Genomic DNA, 18,598 nt, shown 5'->3' with positions numbered 1-18,598 from the left:
CCCGGCTCACAACTTCAGGTCGAGCAACCCATCTCCCAGATCCTCATCAGACAGCGTCTGCTGGATCAGGGCACGATGTGCCTGCTCGCTCCATAGTTCGAATTTGTCACCCATGCCCAGCAGTACCGCCTTCTTCTCTATGCCGACCGCACCGCGGTGGCTGGCGGGGATGCTGATACGGCCATTGCCGTCCAGTTCAAGATGTGCGGCCGAACCCACCAGCTTCTGCTGCAGCAGGCGCACCACGCGCTGGGTGTTCGGCTTGGCCATGACGTCGTCGCGGACGCGTTCCCATTCCGATTCGGCGTACAGCCACAGGCAGCCGGATTCGAACGGGTTGTAGGTCAGGACCAGGCGGTTGTTGCTCACGCGCGCGACCAGGTCGCGATAGGCGGTGGGAACCGCCATGCGTCCTTTGTCGTCAACTGTGATGGCCGTCTCGCCCTGAAACACGACGCCTGCACCTGTCCTTCGCCCGGTGAAACATTGAACCACGAAAACCCACAAAAAACCCGGTTTTCCCTCTGTTGCCCACCTTAGCAGCGCCCCAAGGGTTGTCAACAACTTTTCAATCGAAAAATCGCGAGTTGCATCAATGGCTTGCAACGATGTTTAGAGAATTGTTCAAGGCTTATCCACAAGTTGCTGATCCGTCTCATTTTTTGAGATTGAGGGACAGTTCAGGGCCGTGCAGGGGGCGTGAAACCCTTGCTGCGCATTCATCCCAGGGCGGCCTGCCCCCTGCCCGTCCGCTGCGCAAAACGGCACACTGTCGGCCATGTGCCTGCTTGCGCTCGGCTGGCGGACCCACCCGCACTGGCGGTTGGTGATGGCCGGAAACCGTGATGAGTTTCACGCTCGCCCCACGGCCCCCCTGGGGCGCTGGCAGGAGGCGCCGTCGATCATCGGCGGGCGTGACCTGCGCTCCGGCGGCGGTTGGGCCGGCGTCGGCGCGGGCGGCCGCATGGCGGTGGTCACCAACGTGCGTGACCCGCTGGCCGCCCAGGCCGGCCCCTCGCGCGGGGCACTGGTGGCCGACTTCCTGCGCAGCCAGGAACCGGCGGCCGTGCATACCGACCGGCTGGCCGGCATCGCCGCCGCCTATGCCCCGTTCAACCTGCTGCTGGCCGACGGCCACAGCCTGGAATACCTGGGCAACCACCCGGCCGAGCGGCAGACCCTGGGGCCCGGCGTGCACGGCATGTCCAATGGCGCGCTGGATGCCCCCTGGCCCAAGACCCGGCGACTGATGGACGGCCTTGCCCGCTGGCTGGAAGGGGAACAGGCCGCCGGCCCGTCCGCAGCCGACAGCGATCTGGCCCTGCTATGGCAGGCGCTGGCTGACGAACACCGCCCGGCCGACAGCGCGCTGCCCGACACCGGCATCGGCCTGGAGCGCGAGCGCTGGCTGAGCCCGGCCTTCATCCGCGGCGACGACTACGGCACGCGGGCCAGCACGGTGATCCTGATTGATGCCAACGGCCACGGGCAGATCCACGAACGCCGCTTCGGCGCGCAGGGCGCGTTCGTGGGCGAAAGCCATATCGAGTTCTAGGCGCGGCCGTGTAGATCCACGCCATGCGTGGATGAAAAGAGGAGGCGGAGCCGGCCGATAAGCCGGGTTCTGTCGTGGACAGTCATTCCTCTAGGCGTTACGTCACCGCAACGCTCAAGCAACCTACCCGGATCCAACGCGGGCCGCGCCAAAGGATCCCTATTTGGTCTTGCTCCAGGTGGGGTTTGCCGTGCCGGTCTGTTGCCAGACTCGCGGTGCGCTCTTACCGCACCATTTCACCCTTGCCGGCCTTCCGGAGAAGACGTAGGCGGTATCTTTCTGTTGCACTTTCCGTCGGCTTGCGCCGCCCAGGCGTTACCTGGCACCTTGCCCTATGGAGCCCGGACTTTCCTCGGCACCCCCGAAGGGATGACGCGACTGTCTGGCCGGCTCCGCCAACGCGCATTCTAGCGCACGCACGCCCTTCCTGCCGTGCCGATTGCGGCGCACGGTTCACCGGCCGGCCCAGTAGCGCCACGCCATGCGTGGCTGCGGCCATCCCTCAGCTGCCGTACAACGCCTTGCGTGGTGCGCCGGTCAGCTCGGCGGCCAGCTTGGCCGCGGTGGACGGCGGCAGATGCTCGCTCAGTTTCGCGTACAGGCGCCGCCCCTGCGCCAGCTGGGCTTCGGCGTCGTCACCAGCGCCCTGCACCATCACCACGAACTCGCCCTTGCGCTGGTTCTCGTCGGCCTCGACCCGGGCCAGCAGGCCCGCCAGGTCGCCATCGAGCACGGTCTCGAACAGCTTGGTCAGTTCGCGCGCCAGCACCGCCGGACGGTCGCCACCGAAGATCGCGGCCATGTCGGCCAGCGATTCGGCAATGCGGTGCGAAGACTCGTAGAAGACCATCGTGCGCACTTCGCCAGCCAATGCCTGCAGGCGGTCACGGCGGCCGCTGGCCTTGGCCGGCAGGAAGCCCTCGAAGCTGAAGCGGTCGCTGGGCAGGCCGGCCACGCTCAGCGCGGCGATGGCCGCACAGGCACCGGGCACCGGGCTGACCTTGATGCCGGCCGCGCGTGCGGCACGGACCAGGCGGAAGCCCGGGTCGCTCACCAGCGGGGTACCGGCATCGCTCACCAGCGCCAGCGATTCACCCGCCTGCAGGCGCGCGACCAGCCGCTGCGCCAGGGCATCCTCGTTGTGCTCATGCAGGGCCACCAGCGGCTGCTGGATGCCGAAATGCGACAACAGCTGGCCGCTGCGGCGGGTGTCCTCGGCACAGATGGCCGCCACCGAGCACAGCACCTCCTGCGCGCGCGGGCTCAGGTCGGCCAGGTTGCCGATCGGGGTGGCGACGACATACAGGGTGGGGACACTCATTTCAGCGGTACTCACAGGGCAAGGGTAGAATCCTAGCGTGTACCCGGCCAAGGCCGCTGCCCTCATCGCATGGACCAGATCATGAACAAGCCCGTCGCACGGATCTCCGCCCTGTCGTTGTCGCTGATGCTGCTGGCCGGCTGCGCCACCACCAGCCTGACCACCGCACCGGAATCACCGGCACAGGGCCAGGCACTGGCCTTGATCGACCAGGGCAAGCCGCGCGAGGCCGCGCAGCAGCTCGAAACGCTGGCGGCCACCCTGCGCGGCGGCGCCCGCAGCAACGCGCTGGCCGATGCGGCCTGGGCCTGGCACCTGGCCGGTGACAACACCCGCGCCCGCAGCCTGCTGGCCCAGGTCAACGCCCGCCAGGCCAGCGGCGCCAGCCTGCAGCGCTACCACCTGACCGGCGCCGAGCTGGCACTGGCCGACAAGCAGCCGGCACAGGCACTGGCCCAGCTGAAGGAACATGCCGACAGCATCGTGCCGGCCCTGCGCACGCGCTGGCACCTGGCCCGCGCACAGGCCCTGCAGGGCACCGGTGACAGCTTCGGTGCCGCCGGCGAACGCGCCCGTGCCCATGCGGCACTGTCGGGCACCGCCCGCAACGACAACCAGGCGGCCATTGCCGGCCTGCTCGGCACCCTGGATGACGCCAGCCTGCGCAGCCGCGCCGCCGCGCTGCCTGCCAACGACCCGCTGTACAACTTCGCCGGCCGTGCACTGATCGCCCGTGGCCTGCCGCTGCCGCGCCCGTTCGACCGCGATGGCGGCGGGCAGTTCGACACCAGCAAGCGCCCGCCCGCGCTGAGCGATGGCTACCGCCCGCCGGTGAAACTGGCCGTGCTGCTGCCGCTCAGCGGCCGCCTGGCCACCGCCGCGCAGCCGGTGCGCGATGGCCTGCTGGCCGCTTACTACGGCGAAGGCCGCCGCCGCCCGGACATCAACTTCATCGATACCGCCGGCACCCCCGCCGGCGCGCTGGCCGCCTATGACAAGGCCGTGGCCGGGGGCGCCGACTTCGTGGTCGGCCCGCTCGGCCGCGACGAAGTGGATGCGGTCTATGGCCGCCGGCAGCTGCCGGTGCCCGTGCTCGCGTTGAACCGTGGCAAGGATGCACCGCCGGCCGGCAGCGCAGGCTTCTCGCTGGCGCCGGAAGACGATGGCATCGTGGCCGCCGAATACCTGCGCGGGCGCGAACGCGGCAAGGCGCTGGTGCTCAACAGCACCGACGACACCGGCCGCCGTGCCGCCGCCGCGTTCGCCCAGCGTTTCCAGCAGCGCGGCGGGCAGGTGGTGGCCAGCATCGGCGTCAGCGATGCCGTGGGCGATGTCAGCGCGCAGGTGCGCAACGCCGGCCCGGTCGATGCCGTGTTCCTGGCCGTACGTGCCCCGCAGGCGCGCCTGCTGGCCCCGCAGCTGGCCCTGGCCGGTGCGGGCGGCGCGACCCGCGTGGGCACCTCGCAGCTGACCGTCGGCAGCGGCAAGCCGGAAGAAGACGTGGCGCTGGACGGCATCGTCTACCCGAATGAAGCCTGGAACGTGCGCAGCGTGTCCGGCGTGCCGGCCGCCAGCCAGGTGGCCGCGGCGCTGCCGAGCGCGCGCGGTGCCGCCGGCCGCCTGTTCGCCTTCGGCGCCGATGCCTGGAAGATCAGCGCCTACCTGGACAAGCTGGCCAATGAAGGCGGCCTGGACGGTGCCACCGGCACGCTGTACCTGGATGGCAACGGCAACATCCTGCGCCAGCCGGCGTGGTCGTCGTTCAGCGGTGGCCGGCCGATGCCGATCCTCGGTGGCCGCTGAGCGCGCACAACGGGGTGCGGCGGTGGAAACCGCCGCCGAAGCCCATCTGCAGCAGGCCGGCCTGCGTACGCGCGCCCGCAATGTGCGCTACCGCGGCGGTGAACTGGACCTGGTGATGGACGAGGGCACCACCGTGGTCTTCGTCGAGGTGCGTTACCGCGCCCGGCAGGATTTCGGCGGTGCCGCCGCGTCGGTGGATGCGCATAAATGCCGCCGTCTGGTGCACGCCGCGCAGTGTTTCCTGCAGGACCACCCGGCCCTGGCCGATGCGCCCTGCCGTTTCGATGTGGTCGAAGCCAGCGGTGAACCGCCGCAGCTGCACTGGCTGCGTGATGCGTTCCGGCTGGATGACTGCTGATGGCTTCGCCCTGCTCAGGTAGATGCCAACCTTGGTTGGCGCTTCTGTGCCAACCAAGATTGGCACCTACCAGACATGCAACCACATGCACTGGTAGAGGCCGACCTTGGTCGGCGCTCTCATGCCAACCAAGGTTGGCATCCACCAGACGTGCAACCACCTGCCCGGGTAGAGGCCGACCTTGGTCGGCGCTCTCATGCCAACCAAGGTTGGCATCCACCAGACGTGCAACCACCTGCCCGGATAGAGGCCGACCTTGGTCGGCGCTCTCATGCCAACCAAGGTTGGCACCTACCAGACGTGCAACCACCTGCACTGGTAGAGACCGACCTTGGTCGGCGCTCTCATGCCAACCAAGGTTGGCACCTGCCAGACGTGCAACCACCTGCACTGGTAGAGGCCGACCTTGGTCGGCGCTCTCATGCCAACCAAGGTTGGCATCCACCAAACGTGCAACCACCTGCCCGGGTAGAGGCCGACCTTGGTCGGCGCTTCTGTGCCAACCAAGGTTGGCACCTACCAGACGTGCAACCACCTGCACTGGTAGAGGCCGACCTTGGTCGGCGCTCTCATGCCAACCAAGGTTGGCACCTGCCAGAGCGCAGCCCTGGTCGGCACAGGCCCGCTGGTTCCCCTGCTTTCCCCGAGATCTGTCATGAGCACTGCCCTGCCCGCCGCCCTGGTCGCCGACCTGTCCTCCCTGCTGGGCGCCGACGGTTGGCGCATGGATGCGCGCGCGCTGGAAGCCAACGCGCAGGACAACTCCTGGCGCCACCAGACACCGGCGGCGGTCGCGCTGCCGGCCACCGTGGAGCAGGTGCAGGCGCTGGTGCGCGCCTGCCGCGCCCACGGCGTGGCGCTGGTCGCGCGCGGTGCCGGCACTGGCACCACCGGCGCGGCGGTGCCAGTGCCGGGCAGCATCGTGCTGTCGTTCACCCGCATGGACCGCATCGTCGAGATCCGCGCGGGCGACCGCTGCGCGGTGGTGCAGCCCGGCGTACTCAACGGCACGCTGCAGCAGGCGCTGGCACCGCACGGCCTGTTCTGGGCACCGGACCCCTCCAGTGCGGAGATCTGCAGCATCGGCGGCAACCTGGCCTGCAATGCCGGCGGCCCGCGCGCGGTGAAGTACGGCACCAGCCGTGACAACGTGCTGGGGCTGGTGGCGGTAACCGGCACCGGCGAGGTGATCCGCTGCGGTGGCGCCTACACCAAGGACGCCACCGGTTACGACCTCACCCATCTGCTGGTGGGCAGCGAAGGCACGCTGGCGCTGATCGTGGAAGCCACCCTGAAGCTGACCCCGCTGCCGGTCAGCCAGGCCGGCCTGCGCGTGCTGTACCGCGACGCGGACGCCGCGGCCGCGGCCGTGTCACGCCTGATGTCGCAGCCGGTGGTACCGACGCGGCTGGAATTCATGGATGCACGCAGTCTGCAGCTGCTGCGGCTCAATGGTGCCGAGGTACCCGAGGCCGGCGCGATGCTGCTGGTCGAGGCCGATGGTGACCACGACACCCTGCCCTACCTGCTGCAGGCACTGGCCAGCGCCGCCGAGGGCGACGGCATGATCGAACTGGACGTGGCGATGGAAGGCCGCGCGCGCGATCAGCTGTGGGCGGCGCGCAAGGCACTGTCACCGGCGCTGCGCAGCGTGGCCCCGGGCAAGATCAACGAAGACGTGGTGGTGCCGGTATCGCGCATCCCCGATCTGGTGGCCGGTGTACAGGCACTGGCGCGCGATTACGCACTGACCATCGTCACCTTCGGCCATGCCGGCAACGGCAACCTGCACGTCAACATCCTCTACCACCCGGACGATGCCGACGAGAATGCACGCGCGCATGCGGCGCTGCCGAAGATCTTCGAACTGACGCTGGCACTCGGCGGCACGCTGTCCGGCGAACACGGCATCGGGTTGGCCAAGCGCGATTTCATGGCCCAGGCCTTCACCCCGGCCACGCTGGCGGCGATGCGCGCGATCAAGGCCGCGCTCGACCCGGATGGCATCCTCAACCCGGGCAAGGTGCTGCCGCCGGGCTGACTGCACTGCCGCCGGGCAGGGCCCGGCGCTACCGGCCAGGCCCTCACGGCTCCGAATCGAACACCACGGTCACATCACCCTGCCAGCGTGACGCCGGTGCTTTCAGCATCTCCGTCATGGCCGGGCCGTTGGCAGCAAAGCGCAGCCGCGCTTGCCGGTTCTGCAGGTAGGACTGCGGCGTGAAGCGCGGTGCCACCTGGCCACTGCGCTCGCTGACCAGCGGCGTGTTCTGCGCGAACGCACCACTGCGCATGTCCCGCATGCCGGGCATCGTGACATCCACATCGATCGGTACCACCGCGCCGGTGCTGGCGTTGGCGATGCCACAGCGCCCGCCGCTGTCATGCTGGCAGCGCATCTTGACGCTGAATTCGTTGGAGGTGGTCAGCAGGAACGGCAGCTCCTGCTGCAACCGCGCCGGCGGCGTGCCGTGGCGGGTCCATTGGCTCCAGCCCCCTGCCGGGGCCAGGCTGACTTTCGGGCCTGCCTGCGGGAAGGTCACCTGGAAGGCATGGGTGACCGTCAGGGTGAAATGGACGATCAATTCGTTGTCCGAGGCGACGGTGTTGGTGCCGAAATCGAAATCACCCCCGGGCCCGACGCGCAGCTGCAGTTGCCCGGTGTAGATGCCCGCCTCCATCGCCAGCGGGTTGGGCGAACGCATGGTGTAGCCCAGGCTGACTTCACGCAGTTGCATGCCGTCATCGATCAGATGGCGCGGGCGCTTCACGCAGGTCGTGGCGGCCTCCGGGTAGCGCCAGCCAAACCGCCAGCTGGTTCCGCCGGCTTCGGCGTAGTTCATGCGCCCGCACCCCGGTGGCGGTTCACTCCAGCCATTGCCTTGCCAGAGCTGGTGATGTGCCTGGGAGACATTGTCATTGCCCGTCGTTTCGCGCGCGTCGCGCGTGAGGTAATACGTCGCCCCCAGAAAGGACACGCGCCATTCGGTCTCTGCCGTGCGCCCGCTGTCGGCATGGGTCAACACCACCCGTCGCCAGGTACTGGGTACGCTGATCCGCGCCTCATGGTCCGCCCCCGCAAAGGGCCGCATTTCCGCATAGCGCACGGTGATCGGCAGCAGCACGCTCTTTTCGCCCGGACCGCACAGGTTGGGGCGCACGCACAGCCCACCGTTGGGCGTGTCATTGGTGAATTCGTTGCGCGTGGGGTCCAGCGCACTGGGCGCAAAGCTGGCCTGGATCTGCACCTCGGCCGCCACCGCAGTACCCGCCAAGGCTGCCATCACTGTGGCTGCGCACAACCATGGAAGAACGCGACGCCGCATCATTCGACTCCTCTTGGCCTGCCTGCTCATTTGCCCACCACCTGCGGCGGGCACTGCACGCCCCCCACCATCACCAGATCGCCCTCGCGCGGATAACGCGCCTCATCCAGCGTCAGCACGCAGCTGCGTTGGTCGGGATGGCGCAGTTCCACCACCGGCGCACGCGCGCTCAGTTCCAGGGTGAAGAACCCCTCGTCCTGGCTGACACTGCGGCTGGCATGGTTGATGACATGCACCCCGCGCATGCCGTTGCCATCGGCATCGAGCACCTGGCCCATCACCGTGAACGTGCGCAGCACGTCCACCTGTGCATGCATCACGCCGCCCTTGTTGAGGTGGTAGCGGATCGTCGCCGGCTGGATCGCCGCCGCGTGCGCGTGGTGGTCATTGAAATCAATCTGCACATGCCCTTCCCGATACGCGCTGACCGGCACGAAGTTGCGCCCCGGCCGCAGCACCACGCCGCCGCCGCGGCTGTCGTCGGCGCGCAGCGCCACCCCCGGGAAATCCGACTGCACATCCACGATCATGCCGGTATCGGCGCTGGCGGTCTGCCCGCGGCCCACCATGGCCACCTGCCCGCCCCCCAGCGCCAACGTGCTTTCCAGGTTGGCGCTGCCACTGAGGCGGCCATCGCTGGAGGCACGCAGTACCTGCACGTCGCCCTGGAACTGCTGCCGGTCCATATAGGCACCTGCGCCCAGGCCAAGTCCACTGCGATCGATGCCGGCGGTGCCGTGTACGCTCTGCAGCCACGGCGTGTCCAACTGCTGCTGCACGTTGAGGCTGGCGTACAGGTCGCGCTCGCCGGCCGCGCCGGTACGGCTGCCCAGGCTGCCGTTGTAGCGGCGCCCCGGGTTACCCAATGCCAGGCTGACGGTGAAGTCGATGCCGCGCTGGCGACGGGAGGCAGTGAAGTCGCTGCCCGGGCGGTCGTACACCGACAGCCGCCAGCTGGCATCGCTGCCGAACAGCCGCTGCCGCCGCCAGTACGAAGCATCCACGCTGGTGCCCGCATTGAAGCCCTGGCTGTGGCCTACGCGCAGGGTCAGGCTGTGGGCATCGCCGAGGCGATGGTTGAGCGACAGTGCGCTGCTGTCCTGCCAGCCACCACGGGTTTCCCAACGCATGGGGCGGCCATCACGCCCCACCCGGCGGTCGCGCTGCTCCACCCAGCTGCGCGCGTGCGAGGCCACCAGCGAACCCTTGCGGTAGCGGAACAGGCCCTGCGCATCGATGCCACGGCCAGCATCGTTGGAATCATAGAGATTGGTGTAGAGGGTGAAGCGTTCGCTGGCCTGCCAGTCCAGCGACACCCCCGCACTGTCGCGCTCGCCCACCCGCTGCGCACTGGCACCGACCACTGCGCGCGGATGCAGCAGATAGTTCACCACTGCGCCCGCGGCGGCCTTGCCATGCTGGGCATCATCGCCGCTGTCCAGCAGGCCCTGCTGGCGGCCGGCGAACACGCTGTAGCGCCAGCGCCGGCGGGGATCACGCCAGTGACTGGGCTTGTGGATGGTGGCGATCTCGCGCGAGCTGATCTGCCTGTCTTCAACCACGCGCAGTTCCACATCGTAGATGCCGCCCGGCAGGCGACGGGTATCCAGCGCCTGCATGCCCGGCGCCACCGCCTGGGTGCCGACCAGGTTGCCGTCACGGTAGATCTCCACCACGCCGTCGCGGCTGGCGGTGACATAGACCGGATAGACCGCTTCGCCAGCGGTGTCGGCCAGCAGCACATCCGACGAACCGGCCATGACACCCAGGCTGGTGTAGTTCTGGGTGCCCGGTGCCCGCGGCTGCCGGGTCACCCCCTGGAACGTGGGCAGGAAATAGCCCACACGCAGGAAATGATCCTTGAACTCGCGTTGCGCATGCAGTGCACTGATGTAGTGGCCGTCGCTGTCGCCGGCCCGGCGTGAACGGTAGTACTGGTAGCTGCCCAGTGTCGTCCATTGGCCCAGGCTGCCCTGCAGTTCGGCACCGTAGCGCAGGGCGCTGTCCTGCTGCTCGCCACCGCTGTAAGCCAGACTGTTGCGCAGCATCAGGCCGGTGCTGCCCTGGTCGGGCACGTGCAGGTAGCGACCACCGGCCACGGCACGATGGCCGTCGCTGCTGAGCAGTGACACCAGCGAATTGCCCAGGCTGTAGTGCAGCGCCGCCAGCCCCTGCGCCGGACTGGCCTGTCTGCCCAGCGGTACGGGTTCGGCCAGGTGCGCCGCCCACCGTTCGCGTTCGGCAGCGGGCGCCACACTGCCGTAGCTGTCACCGAAGGCCAGCAGCTGCAGGCGGTTGTCTTCATGCAGCACCACCTCGGCATCGCCCAGGAACGTGCCATCCAGTTCCACACGCACGCTCAACGGCGTGCCGAACAGGTGTTCGCGGAACTCCGCCGGCATGCGCTCACGCTGCTGCTGCAGGGTGTGCAGCACCGCATCGGCCCGCGCGGGGTGCGGCAGCACGGCCGCCATGCCGATGGCACACGCCACCGCGACGGCAAGCACAGAAGGGCGTTGAAAAGAGGGCATGATGGCGATCCGCAGCAGAACAGGCACGACAGCGGGGACGCCATGCGCCCCCGCCAGGCGCGGCGTGTTACGGGGTGCTTTCGAACATCATGTAGACCTGGCCGGCATAGTTGCCTTCCACATAGCCGGCGCCCGGCTTGGTGGTGCTGATCTCCACCGCCACACGCTGGCTGGCAGCGGCTTCCGCAGCGGTGAGGATCTCCACCTTGCCTGCCGCGCCGGTCACCAGCGTCTTGCCGTTCACCCGCACCGCCATCGGCAGCAGGTTGGCACCGGAGGTCAGCGCCGCATCGTTGGTCAGGTAGCCTTCGATGGCCGCGTTGCTGCGCATGTCCATCTGCTGGCTGATCGGGCGCAGGTCCTGGCGCGCGATGTCCCAGGCCATGGTCTGGGTGATCGCATCCCAGCCGCCCACCGGGGTGATCTGCAGGCCATCGGCCGCCGGAATGACCGCTTCGACCGAGACGGTGACCGGGAAATCGGCGGCGACGCTGGCGGCCGGGGCAATGACCAGAGCCGCAGCGGCGGACAGCAGGGCTTTCTTCAGGTTCATGGGTAACTCCATTTATTGGAAGGGTGGAAACATCGATGCCGGGCTCAGGACGCAACTTCCCCACGAGCCCCCCCGGCAGAGGCCCGGCGAAATGGAACCGTGGATGCAGCGGGCCCGTGAACCGTCAGCTGCGCGTGTCGATCGTGCGGCGTTGCGGGCCTTCCAGCAGATCAAAACGGCTGTAGTAGCCCTCCTCTTCGGCCAGCATGTGCTGGCGGCCCGGGAAGACATGCACCTTCACCCCGCCGCCGCAGTCGTCCGGCCGTGCACGGCGGCACTGGCGCAGGTTGTCCAGCACCACGGTGGCATTGCCGGCGTTGGTCACCTGCAGACCCTGTACCCGGGTGTCGTAGCGCACATCGACCGGTGGCACGAACACCACCGTGCCGTAGCCGGTGAACACGTTCACCCCAGCCTGCACGCCCTGCTGATAGTCCTGCGCCTGCTGCGCATCGAGCGAAAATTCGCCGGCATCGGGCACCACCGGCACATAGCGCACGCGGTAGTGCTGCTCCTGCGTGCGTGCACCCCGGAACACCAGGCGCGTGGCCTGCTGGCCATGGCCAGCGGGAATGATCATGCGGCTGGGGCTGGCGATCAGGCCCTGCACCCCCGGTTCGCCGCGCGCCAGCGCGGCGGCATCCACCGGCGCTTCGGTGACATTGCCCTGGCCATCGAAATGCATGCGGGTGATTTCCACCCGCACATACGCGGTGGCATCGCCACTGTTGCGCACACGCTTGAGCAACTGGCTGCGGCCAGGCTCCATGTAATCGAACAGTGCACCCACACTGATCTGGGGTTGCGCGGCACCTGCGATTGAAGCCAGCAATAACAGGCTGAGTGCGACAAGCACGCGGCGCATGCAATTCTCCTCAGGTGATTTTTCAGAATTGTTGTAAGACGTGATGCGTAACGCGATGACTGCGCGAACGTCGTCACGTCGGGGCGGATTCTGAGGATCAGCCAGACGGAATGCCATGAAGAAAGTTGCAATCGCATCTATCGACGAACGGCAGCACAGCCCACGTGATGCGCGCCGCCGATAGATGAATTGCATGAAACGTGGGAAGCGCCGGTGCCCGCGGCGCACGGCATGCCTGCCGTGCGCCGCGCCGGTTCACCAGGCCCTGCGCAGGCCCAGTTGCCCCCCCACGTTGCGGTAGCCGGCATCGCCACGCTGCAGCGCCATGCCGCCCCAGGCCGACCAGCGCGGGCCCAGTGTCAGCTCGGCCCCCAGCTGCACTTCGTAGCGGTTGCGCGGCACATCGACGGCCAGCGTTTCACCATCGAACTGCAGCGTGCGGGTGGCACTGCCGCGCAGCCAGTTCACCCCGGCATAAGGCTGCACAATGTTGCCGGCACCGCTGCCATGGCCGAACACGCGCAGGCCCAGGCGGCCTGCAAGGCTGCCCACCCGCCCGTCATCAACACGCGTGCCGTTGTGTTCGGTGTGCGCATCGCTGCTGAAATCCACCCACGACACCTGCAGCTGCGGCTGCAGGTACACATAGGTGGATTGGCCCTGCCAGGCCGCGAAGGTATAGCCGGCTTCCAGTGATGCGCTCAGGGCCTTGGAATCGTAGCGTTCCTGCAGCAGGCCATCGCCCGCCACGCGGTTGTCGAACCGGGCGGCCTGCACGCTGCCGTCCAGGTACGCGCCGGCGGTCTGGCCCGGCTGCTGCAGCCAGCTGCCATACACGCCCACGGCCGTACCGCGCACGCGCCCGATGGCACGGTAACCGGTCAGGTCGGAGACCGTGGTGCTGTCACTGCGCCCGCTGCCCAGCATCACGCCGAACGCACTGCGCTGCCCCCCCAGCAGATCGCTGCCAACCTGCACCACATTCGTGTTGCCATCCACCGCCAGCTGGCCGCCGACGGCACTGAAATCCGCCTGCTGGCGGCCCACCCGTACCCACGCACTGCGTCCTGCCTGGCGCATGTCCGCGCCCCGGCGCTCGTGCATGCGGTGGGCGAACATGCCCACGGCGGCCGACTGGTTGGCCAGGTAGGCGCCCACTTCCGGGCGCAGCACCGGCACCGGCGGTGTGATCGGAATGCCGCCGTCGCCGCCATCTTCCGGGTCCGGGTCGATCACGCAGCCCGGGTAGGCCGGGTCGGTCGCACAGCGGTCGAACCACTGCGAACGCAGGTACCAGTGCCCGTCATCGGGGTCCTGCAGCCCGCCCTGGAACAGGAAATACTCGTAGGAGCCGCCCACCGCACGCCCGGCCAGGCGGTACTGCGCCAGCGAATCCCCGTCGATGTGGATCAGCGGGATGCCGTCCACAGTGGGTGCGCCGACGCCGCCGATGTTGTCCACGCGCACCTGGGCATCGCCATGGGTATCGCCACGCACGTGCAGCTGGTCGATGCGCGAATCATCGCCTTCCAACGCACCGTTGAACCACAGCGTGGCCCCTTCGGTGTGCAGGTCGCCGTCCACGGTGAGCGTATTGAATGCGCCCGTGCCATCGGACAGGGCCACCGTGCTGTTGCGCACCTGCAGTTCGCCCACGGTGGCATCACCACTCAACGTCCACTGGCTGCCGCCTTCGATCGCCAGCGTCTGCACCAGATCCGACGTGCCCTGCCACAGCGCGCCATCGGCCAGCCGCACATGCACCTGCGATTGCGGCACCAGGCCGGCCTGCTCGTCTTCGGGGGTGATGACGATATCGCCGATCATCTGCGAGCCGCCTTCCAGCGCCACGTCGAAACGCCCGGCCACGGCGGCATCCAGCGCCAGCCCGATGCCATTGCCGCCCTGCACCACCGCGCCGTTGGACAGCGTCAGGCCCGGCTCGCGGCTGCTGCGCACCCATACCCCACCCGCTTGGGCGCTGACCAGCGAGCCACCGTCGATCTGCAGCTTGCCGTTATCGACGATCACCGCCCCCCACGCGCCTTCGCCTTCGGTGCGCACGTGGGTATCGGCCAGGTTCATTTCCCCGCTGCCATCGGCCAGCACGCCATGTGCCTTCACGCCCTGCGTACGCAGCACGCTTTCACGCAGGTTCACGCTGCCGCCCTTGCGCGCGGTGGCGCCGTAGGCGCTCTCGCCTTCGGTCAGCACATCCACGCCGAGGGCATCGATCTGCGGGCGCCCGGCCCCATTGCCGAAGGTGTGCAGGCCATGGGAGTTGGCACCGGTGGTGTGGAAGGTACTTGCCGTGAGCACCGCCTGCCCGTTGCCCAGCACCGTCACTGCGGTGGACTGGTCACCGCCGGCCTTCACGCTGGAACCGCGCACCGCCACCTGGCTGTTGGCAATGACAGCGATGCCGGTGCCGTTGTGGACAGTGATGGATGAATCTTCAATCGTTGCCAGCGCGTCGGCGAAGTTCAGATCTACACCACTGCGCTCGCTGCTCAGACGGCTGTTGCGCATGACCAGCTCCGTCCCTTCGCGCATGTAGATGCCAAAGTGGCCCTGCACATCCACGCCTTCCAGCGCCAGCGTACCGCCCGCGCTGAGCTGGATGGCGCTGGCGTTCTCGCCCAGCGCATGGATGCGTCCCCCCCGATAGACCGCCTCGCCGCCGCTCACGATCAGCCCCATGCCGGAGCGCTCGTGGGACAGCACGATATCCACGTTTTCCATCACCGCCTTGCCCAGGCCCACCGAAATGCCGCGCGCCCCCGCGCCGGTGCCGTTGATCTGCACGTCGCGCAGCGTGGCATCGCTGCCATTGCCGATGAAGACGCCCTCGCCCGCACCGCCCTGTTCAATGCGCACCCGCTCGGCCAGCAGGGTGCCGCCTTCCAGCTTGATGCCGCTGCCACTGCCGGCCACGTCGATCACGCTGTCGCGCAGCACGCTGTCGCCACCGCGCTGGTCCAGGCCGTTGGCCGAGCCACCGCGCGTGGTGATGTGCAGGTTGTCGGCCTGCACGCTGCCATCGTTCACTTCGATGCCATGCGCGAACGTGCCCTCGGTTTCAATGCGCGTGCCCGACAGGACCGCCGTGCCGGCATTGGCCACCGATACGCCGGCGGCACCGTAGCCGGTGGTGGTGATGCTGCCACCGACCAGTTCGATCCGGCTGCCAGCCCCTTCCACGCGGGCCGCAGCGGCGCGCATGCCCTCGGTGCGCAGGTTCACTTCGCCTGCGGGAACGATGGTGCCGCCGTTGAGGGCATGGAAGGCATGGCCGGCCGGATTGCCCGGCTCCACCGGGTCGGTGGTGTGGTAATCGCCCGCTGCCGGGGTCTGGTCATTGCCATCGGCGATGACCTGCTGGGCAAGCACGGGCAGCGGTGCCGCCAATGCAGCGCCCAAGGCAAGGGCCAGAATGTGACGGGATGGAAGGGGGTGGCGCATGACAGGTCTCCTCGGAAATCGCCACGCATGCTGATGAATGCGTTGCGCCGAGACCATCGAATGTGTTGCAAGCCCCTGCGACAAGCCGTCGCAGGCATATACCCGTACTGAACCGCGCTCCGTGCAAAGCACGCTTTACAACTAATTGCATGGGAAGGGAGTGACCGCCCGCCGAGACTGGAAGCCGAAAAGGACAACGGCTTTCACATCCGGCATGGTATTCACGCCCTGCAGCCCTGTTGACTGTTCCGCTCCCCCCCGCTGAACAGGGCATCCCCGCATGTGAAGTGCCTGTCCCCCGTTTCCCGACAACAGGACACCACCATGAACCACCGCAACCGCCGTACCTCACCGCCGATGCTGCGCCCGCTGGCCAGCAGCCTGCTGCTGGCCCTGGCCATGTTGCCAGCCGGCGCGGCCCTGGCCCGCGACCTGGACAACCAGAGCGCTGAAGTCCTGGCCGGCGATCCGGTCGAGGCATGGAAGCTCATCAATGGATCGAGCCTGCAGGTCACCGGTGGCCAGACGCTTGAGATCACCGCCAGCGACACCTCCGACCTTAGCATCTGGGATGCCGTAATTACCCGCAGCGGAAGCAGCCAGCGAGCGATCACGTTGGATGATTCCGCCTACCTGGCCCTGGCCAGGAGCAACGTCCTGGGTGGCATAGCACTACGCGGCGGAACCACGCAGGCGATTCTGGCGCAGAGCTCGATCTCCGTGACGACCGCCGGGCTTGCCCCAACGGAAGGCCTTTCGGTTGGCGTCGATCTGGTTGCCCCGGCAACGGGCAGTGGTGCCGCCAGTCCGCGGGCAACCATCGACAACACCACCATCTACGTAGAGGATGCGCCTGCTGGCACCCGCGATGTGAACAACGGTGTGGGTGTGCGCATGCAGTTTGGCCAGATGGACATCATCAACGGCTCGCGTGTGGATGCCTCCAACTTCGGCGCGGTGCTCTGGGGCGTAGCCAATCCTGATGAACGCATCCGGCTCAACATCGACAATTCCACGCTGCAGGCCGGCCGGGGTGCAGCCATCCGGGTCAACGCAGGCGCCGACAACACCTACGACATCACCGTCGCCAATGGCGCACAGCTGGTGGGCGGCGATGGCAACCTGCTGCTGGTCGGCCGCGACACCGGCGTAGTCAACACGCGTACCAACGTCAACTTCAATGTAGACAACGCGCGCCTGGCCGGCAACGTGACCTATGACCCAACCAACGCACCTACCGCCCAGGTCAATGTGTTCCTGCGCAACAAGGCGCAGATCGACGGGCGCTTCCTCAACGTCACCACCGCCAGCATCGATGGCGACAGCACCTGGCTGATGACCGGCGACAGCACTGTCGGCCACCTCACCCTGGGCAGCACCGGCACCGTGGCACTGGGCAATGCCAGTACCTTCAACACGCTCACCGTGGACCAGTTCACCGGCAACGGCGGCACGCTGTTGTTCAACACCGTGCTGGGTGACGACACCTCGCTGACTGACAAGCTGGTGATTGCCGGTGATGCCAACGGCCAGGCCAACGTGCGCGTGCTCAATGCCGGCGGTGCCGGTGCGAAGACCGAGCGCGGCATCGAACTGATCGACATCGGCGGCGCGTCCAACGCGCAGTTCGATCTGCTCGGCCGTGCCGTGGGCGGCCAGTACGAGTACTTCCTGGTGAAGGATGCCAACGGCAACTGGTACCTGCGCTCGCAGACCGGCGCCGGCCCGGACCCGTGCCTGGTGGACCCCACCCTGCCCGAGTGCAAGCCGATCGACCCGGTGGACCCGGTGGACCCGCCGCCGCCGGTGCTGCGCCCGGAAACCGGTGCCTACCTGGCCAACCAGTTCGCGCTGGACCAGATGCTGCGCCATACCTATCGCGACCGCCAGAGCGGCGGCACTGCCAACGACGGTGTGCGCGGCTGGGCGCGCGTGGACGCCACCCAGAGCAAACTCGGTGCAGTGGATGACCAGCTGGACCTGCGCGTGGACCGCTCGCGCCTGCAGCTGGGTGCCGACGTGGGCGTGTTCGATGAGGGCCGTGGTCGCGTTGGTGTGATGGGCACGCTGGCACAGTCGCGTTCGACCTCGCGTTCGGACATCACCGGCTACAGCGCACGCGGCAAGCTGGACGGTGGCGCACTGGGCGTGTACGGCAACTGGGCCAACGATGCGCTGTATGTGGATGCCAGCGTGCAGCGCGGCCAGTTCCGCAACCGCGTGCAGGGCGAAGGCCTGGCCGAGGAACGCTACGACTCGGATCTGTGGCAGTCGTCGCTGGAAGCCGGCTACCGCTTCGGCATCGGCCAGATCGGCAGCACCGCACTGAGCCTGCAGCCGGAACTGCAGCTGGTCTACACCGATGCGAAGACCGATGTGCACACCGAAGCCAATGGCACGGTGGTGCGTGCAGCGGGCAACAGCGGCCTGTCCGGTCGCGCCGGCCTGCGCCTGCAGGGTGAATCACGCTCGGCAGTGGGTGCCTCGGTCAGCCCGTATCTGGCGGCCAACTGGTACCGCGATGGTGCGGGTAATGGCATCGCCTTCGATGATGAAGTGCTGAAGGCCGGCATTCCGCGCAACCGCTATGAACTCAGTGCCGGTGCGCAGGTGCAGTTCCGTTCCGGGCTCAGCGCGTGGGGCGGGTTCGGTGTGATGCGCGGTGACAGCGGCTACCGGGAAGCCAGCGCCAGGCTGGGGGTGGCCTACACGTGGTAAGCACGCTGCGGTAAGCCGCAACGAATGTCGTAATTGGCATGACCTGCGCGCCGGTGCCATCGGCCACGGCGCGCATCAACTTTTTTTGATTTTGAAACTTTCCTGA

At 67.8% G+C, this 18,598-nt stretch carries 12 protein-coding genes and 1 other RNA gene; 5 read left to right on the top strand and 8 right to left on the bottom strand.

Translation table 11 applies throughout. The features are described from left to right. Positions 1-6: 6 nt before the first annotated feature. Positions 7-453, bottom strand: coding sequence for a division/cell wall cluster transcriptional repressor MraZ (gene mraZ, locus Q9R17_RS11400; RefSeq protein ID WP_308154759.1), 447 nt, complete (start codon positions 451-453; stop codon positions 7-9). A 325-nt stretch (positions 454-778) separates the two neighbouring features. Here mraZ and Q9R17_RS11395 point away from each other — a divergent pair, with 325 nt between their 5' ends. Continuing rightward, complete coding sequence (locus tag Q9R17_RS11395) at positions 779-1,555, top strand: NRDE family protein (RefSeq protein WP_308154758.1); 777 nt, start codon at positions 779-781, stop codon at positions 1,553-1,555. A 42-nt stretch (positions 1,556-1,597) separates the two neighbouring features. Here Q9R17_RS11395 and rnpB read toward each other — a convergent pair. Further along, positions 1,598-1,949, bottom strand: an RNA gene (gene rnpB, locus Q9R17_RS11390) — RNase P RNA component class A. 108 nt (positions 1,950-2,057) lie between these two features. Next, positions 2,058-2,876, bottom strand: a complete 819-nt coding sequence (gene rsmI, locus Q9R17_RS11385; protein ID WP_308154757.1) for a 16S rRNA (cytidine(1402)-2'-O)-methyltransferase — start codon at positions 2,874-2,876, stop codon at positions 2,058-2,060. An 81-nt stretch (positions 2,877-2,957) separates the two neighbouring features. On the opposite strand from rsmI, the gene Q9R17_RS11380 reads away from it, so the two are divergent. The 3 genes from Q9R17_RS11380 (at position 2,958) to Q9R17_RS11370 (ending at position 7,078) form a co-directional block, all read left to right on the top strand. Beyond that, complete coding sequence (locus tag Q9R17_RS11380; RefSeq protein WP_308154756.1) at positions 2,958-4,679, top strand: penicillin-binding protein activator; 1,722 nt, start codon at positions 2,958-2,960, stop codon at positions 4,677-4,679. Beyond that, the gene (locus tag Q9R17_RS11375; protein ID WP_308154755.1) at positions 4,669-5,037 is read left to right on the top strand and encodes a YraN family protein; all 369 of its coding nucleotides are present in this window, start codon (positions 4,669-4,671) and stop codon (positions 5,035-5,037) included. Before Q9R17_RS11380 ends, Q9R17_RS11375 begins: the two co-directional genes overlap by 11 nt. Before the next feature lie 655 nt (positions 5,038-5,692). Continuing rightward, the gene (locus tag Q9R17_RS11370) at positions 5,693-7,078 is read left to right on the top strand and encodes an FAD-linked oxidase C-terminal domain-containing protein (protein ID WP_308154754.1); all 1,386 of its coding nucleotides are present in this window, start codon (positions 5,693-5,695) and stop codon (positions 7,076-7,078) included. A 43-nt stretch (positions 7,079-7,121) separates the two neighbouring features. Here the strand turns inward: Q9R17_RS11370 and Q9R17_RS11365 are convergent, their stop codons facing one another. From Q9R17_RS11365 to Q9R17_RS11345, 5 genes are all read right to left on the bottom strand, one after another. Beyond that, positions 7,122-8,321 (bottom strand): hypothetical protein, encoded by a 1,200-nt coding sequence (locus Q9R17_RS11365; RefSeq protein ID WP_308154753.1) that lies wholly within the window; start codon positions 8,319-8,321, stop codon positions 7,122-7,124. A gap of 68 nt (positions 8,322-8,389) precedes the next feature. After that, positions 8,390-10,894, bottom strand: coding sequence for a TcfC E-set like domain-containing protein (locus tag Q9R17_RS11360; RefSeq protein ID WP_308154752.1), 2,505 nt, complete (start codon positions 10,892-10,894; stop codon positions 8,390-8,392). A 67-nt stretch (positions 10,895-10,961) separates the two neighbouring features. After that, the gene (locus Q9R17_RS11355) at positions 10,962-11,447 is read right to left on the bottom strand and encodes a CS1 type fimbrial major subunit (RefSeq protein WP_308154751.1); all 486 of its coding nucleotides are present in this window, start codon (positions 11,445-11,447) and stop codon (positions 10,962-10,964) included. Between the two features lie 124 nt (positions 11,448-11,571). After that, entirely contained in the window at positions 11,572-12,312 is a 741-nt protein-coding gene (locus tag Q9R17_RS11350) for a CS1 fimbrial subunit B flags: Precursor (RefSeq protein WP_308154750.1), read from the bottom strand. A 255-nt stretch (positions 12,313-12,567) separates the two neighbouring features. After that, complete coding sequence (locus tag Q9R17_RS11345; RefSeq protein ID WP_308154749.1) at positions 12,568-15,774, bottom strand: autotransporter outer membrane beta-barrel domain-containing protein; 3,207 nt, start codon at positions 15,772-15,774, stop codon at positions 12,568-12,570. A gap of 324 nt (positions 15,775-16,098) precedes the next feature. On the opposite strand from Q9R17_RS11345, the gene Q9R17_RS11340 reads away from it, so the two are divergent. Then, complete coding sequence (locus Q9R17_RS11340) at positions 16,099-18,492, top strand: autotransporter outer membrane beta-barrel domain-containing protein (RefSeq protein ID WP_308154748.1); 2,394 nt, start codon at positions 16,099-16,101, stop codon at positions 18,490-18,492. Positions 18,493-18,598: the final 106 nt, after the last annotated feature.

Origin of the sequence: Stenotrophomonas sp. 24(2023), from assembly GCF_030913365.1 — a bacterium.
In the GTDB taxonomy this organism is placed as follows: Bacteria; Pseudomonadota; Gammaproteobacteria; order Xanthomonadales; family Xanthomonadaceae; genus Stenotrophomonas.
Note: the sequence above shows the minus strand (reverse complement) of the source record. Positions and strands in the feature narration are given on the sequence as shown.

Coding starts and splice junctions, on each gene's coding strand:
- Q9R17_RS11395 (WP_308154758.1), top strand. CDS start 779: ATGTGCCTGCTTGCGCTCGGCTGGCGGACCCACCCGCACTGGCGGTTG.
- rsmI (WP_308154757.1), bottom strand. CDS start 2,876: ATGAGTGTCCCCACCCTGTATGTCGTCGCCACCCCGATCGGCAACCTG.
- Q9R17_RS11380 (WP_308154756.1), top strand. CDS start 2,958: ATGAACAAGCCCGTCGCACGGATCTCCGCCCTGTCGTTGTCGCTGATG.
- Q9R17_RS11370 (WP_308154754.1), top strand. CDS start 5,693: ATGAGCACTGCCCTGCCCGCCGCCCTGGTCGCCGACCTGTCCTCCCTG.
- Q9R17_RS11365 (WP_308154753.1), bottom strand. CDS start 8,321: ATGGCAGCCTTGGCGGGTACTGCGGTGGCGGCCGAGGTGCAGATCCAG.
- Q9R17_RS11360 (WP_308154752.1), bottom strand. CDS start 10,894: ATGCCCTCTTTTCAACGCCCTTCTGTGCTTGCCGTCGCGGTGGCGTGT.
- Q9R17_RS11355 (WP_308154751.1), bottom strand. CDS start 11,447: ATGAACCTGAAGAAAGCCCTGCTGTCCGCCGCTGCGGCTCTGGTCATT.
- Q9R17_RS11350 (WP_308154750.1), bottom strand. CDS start 12,312: ATGCGCCGCGTGCTTGTCGCACTCAGCCTGTTATTGCTGGCTTCAATC.
- Q9R17_RS11345 (WP_308154749.1), bottom strand. CDS start 15,774: ATGCGCCACCCCCTTCCATCCCGTCACATTCTGGCCCTTGCCTTGGGC.
- Q9R17_RS11340 (WP_308154748.1), top strand. CDS start 16,099: ATGAACCACCGCAACCGCCGTACCTCACCGCCGATGCTGCGCCCGCTG.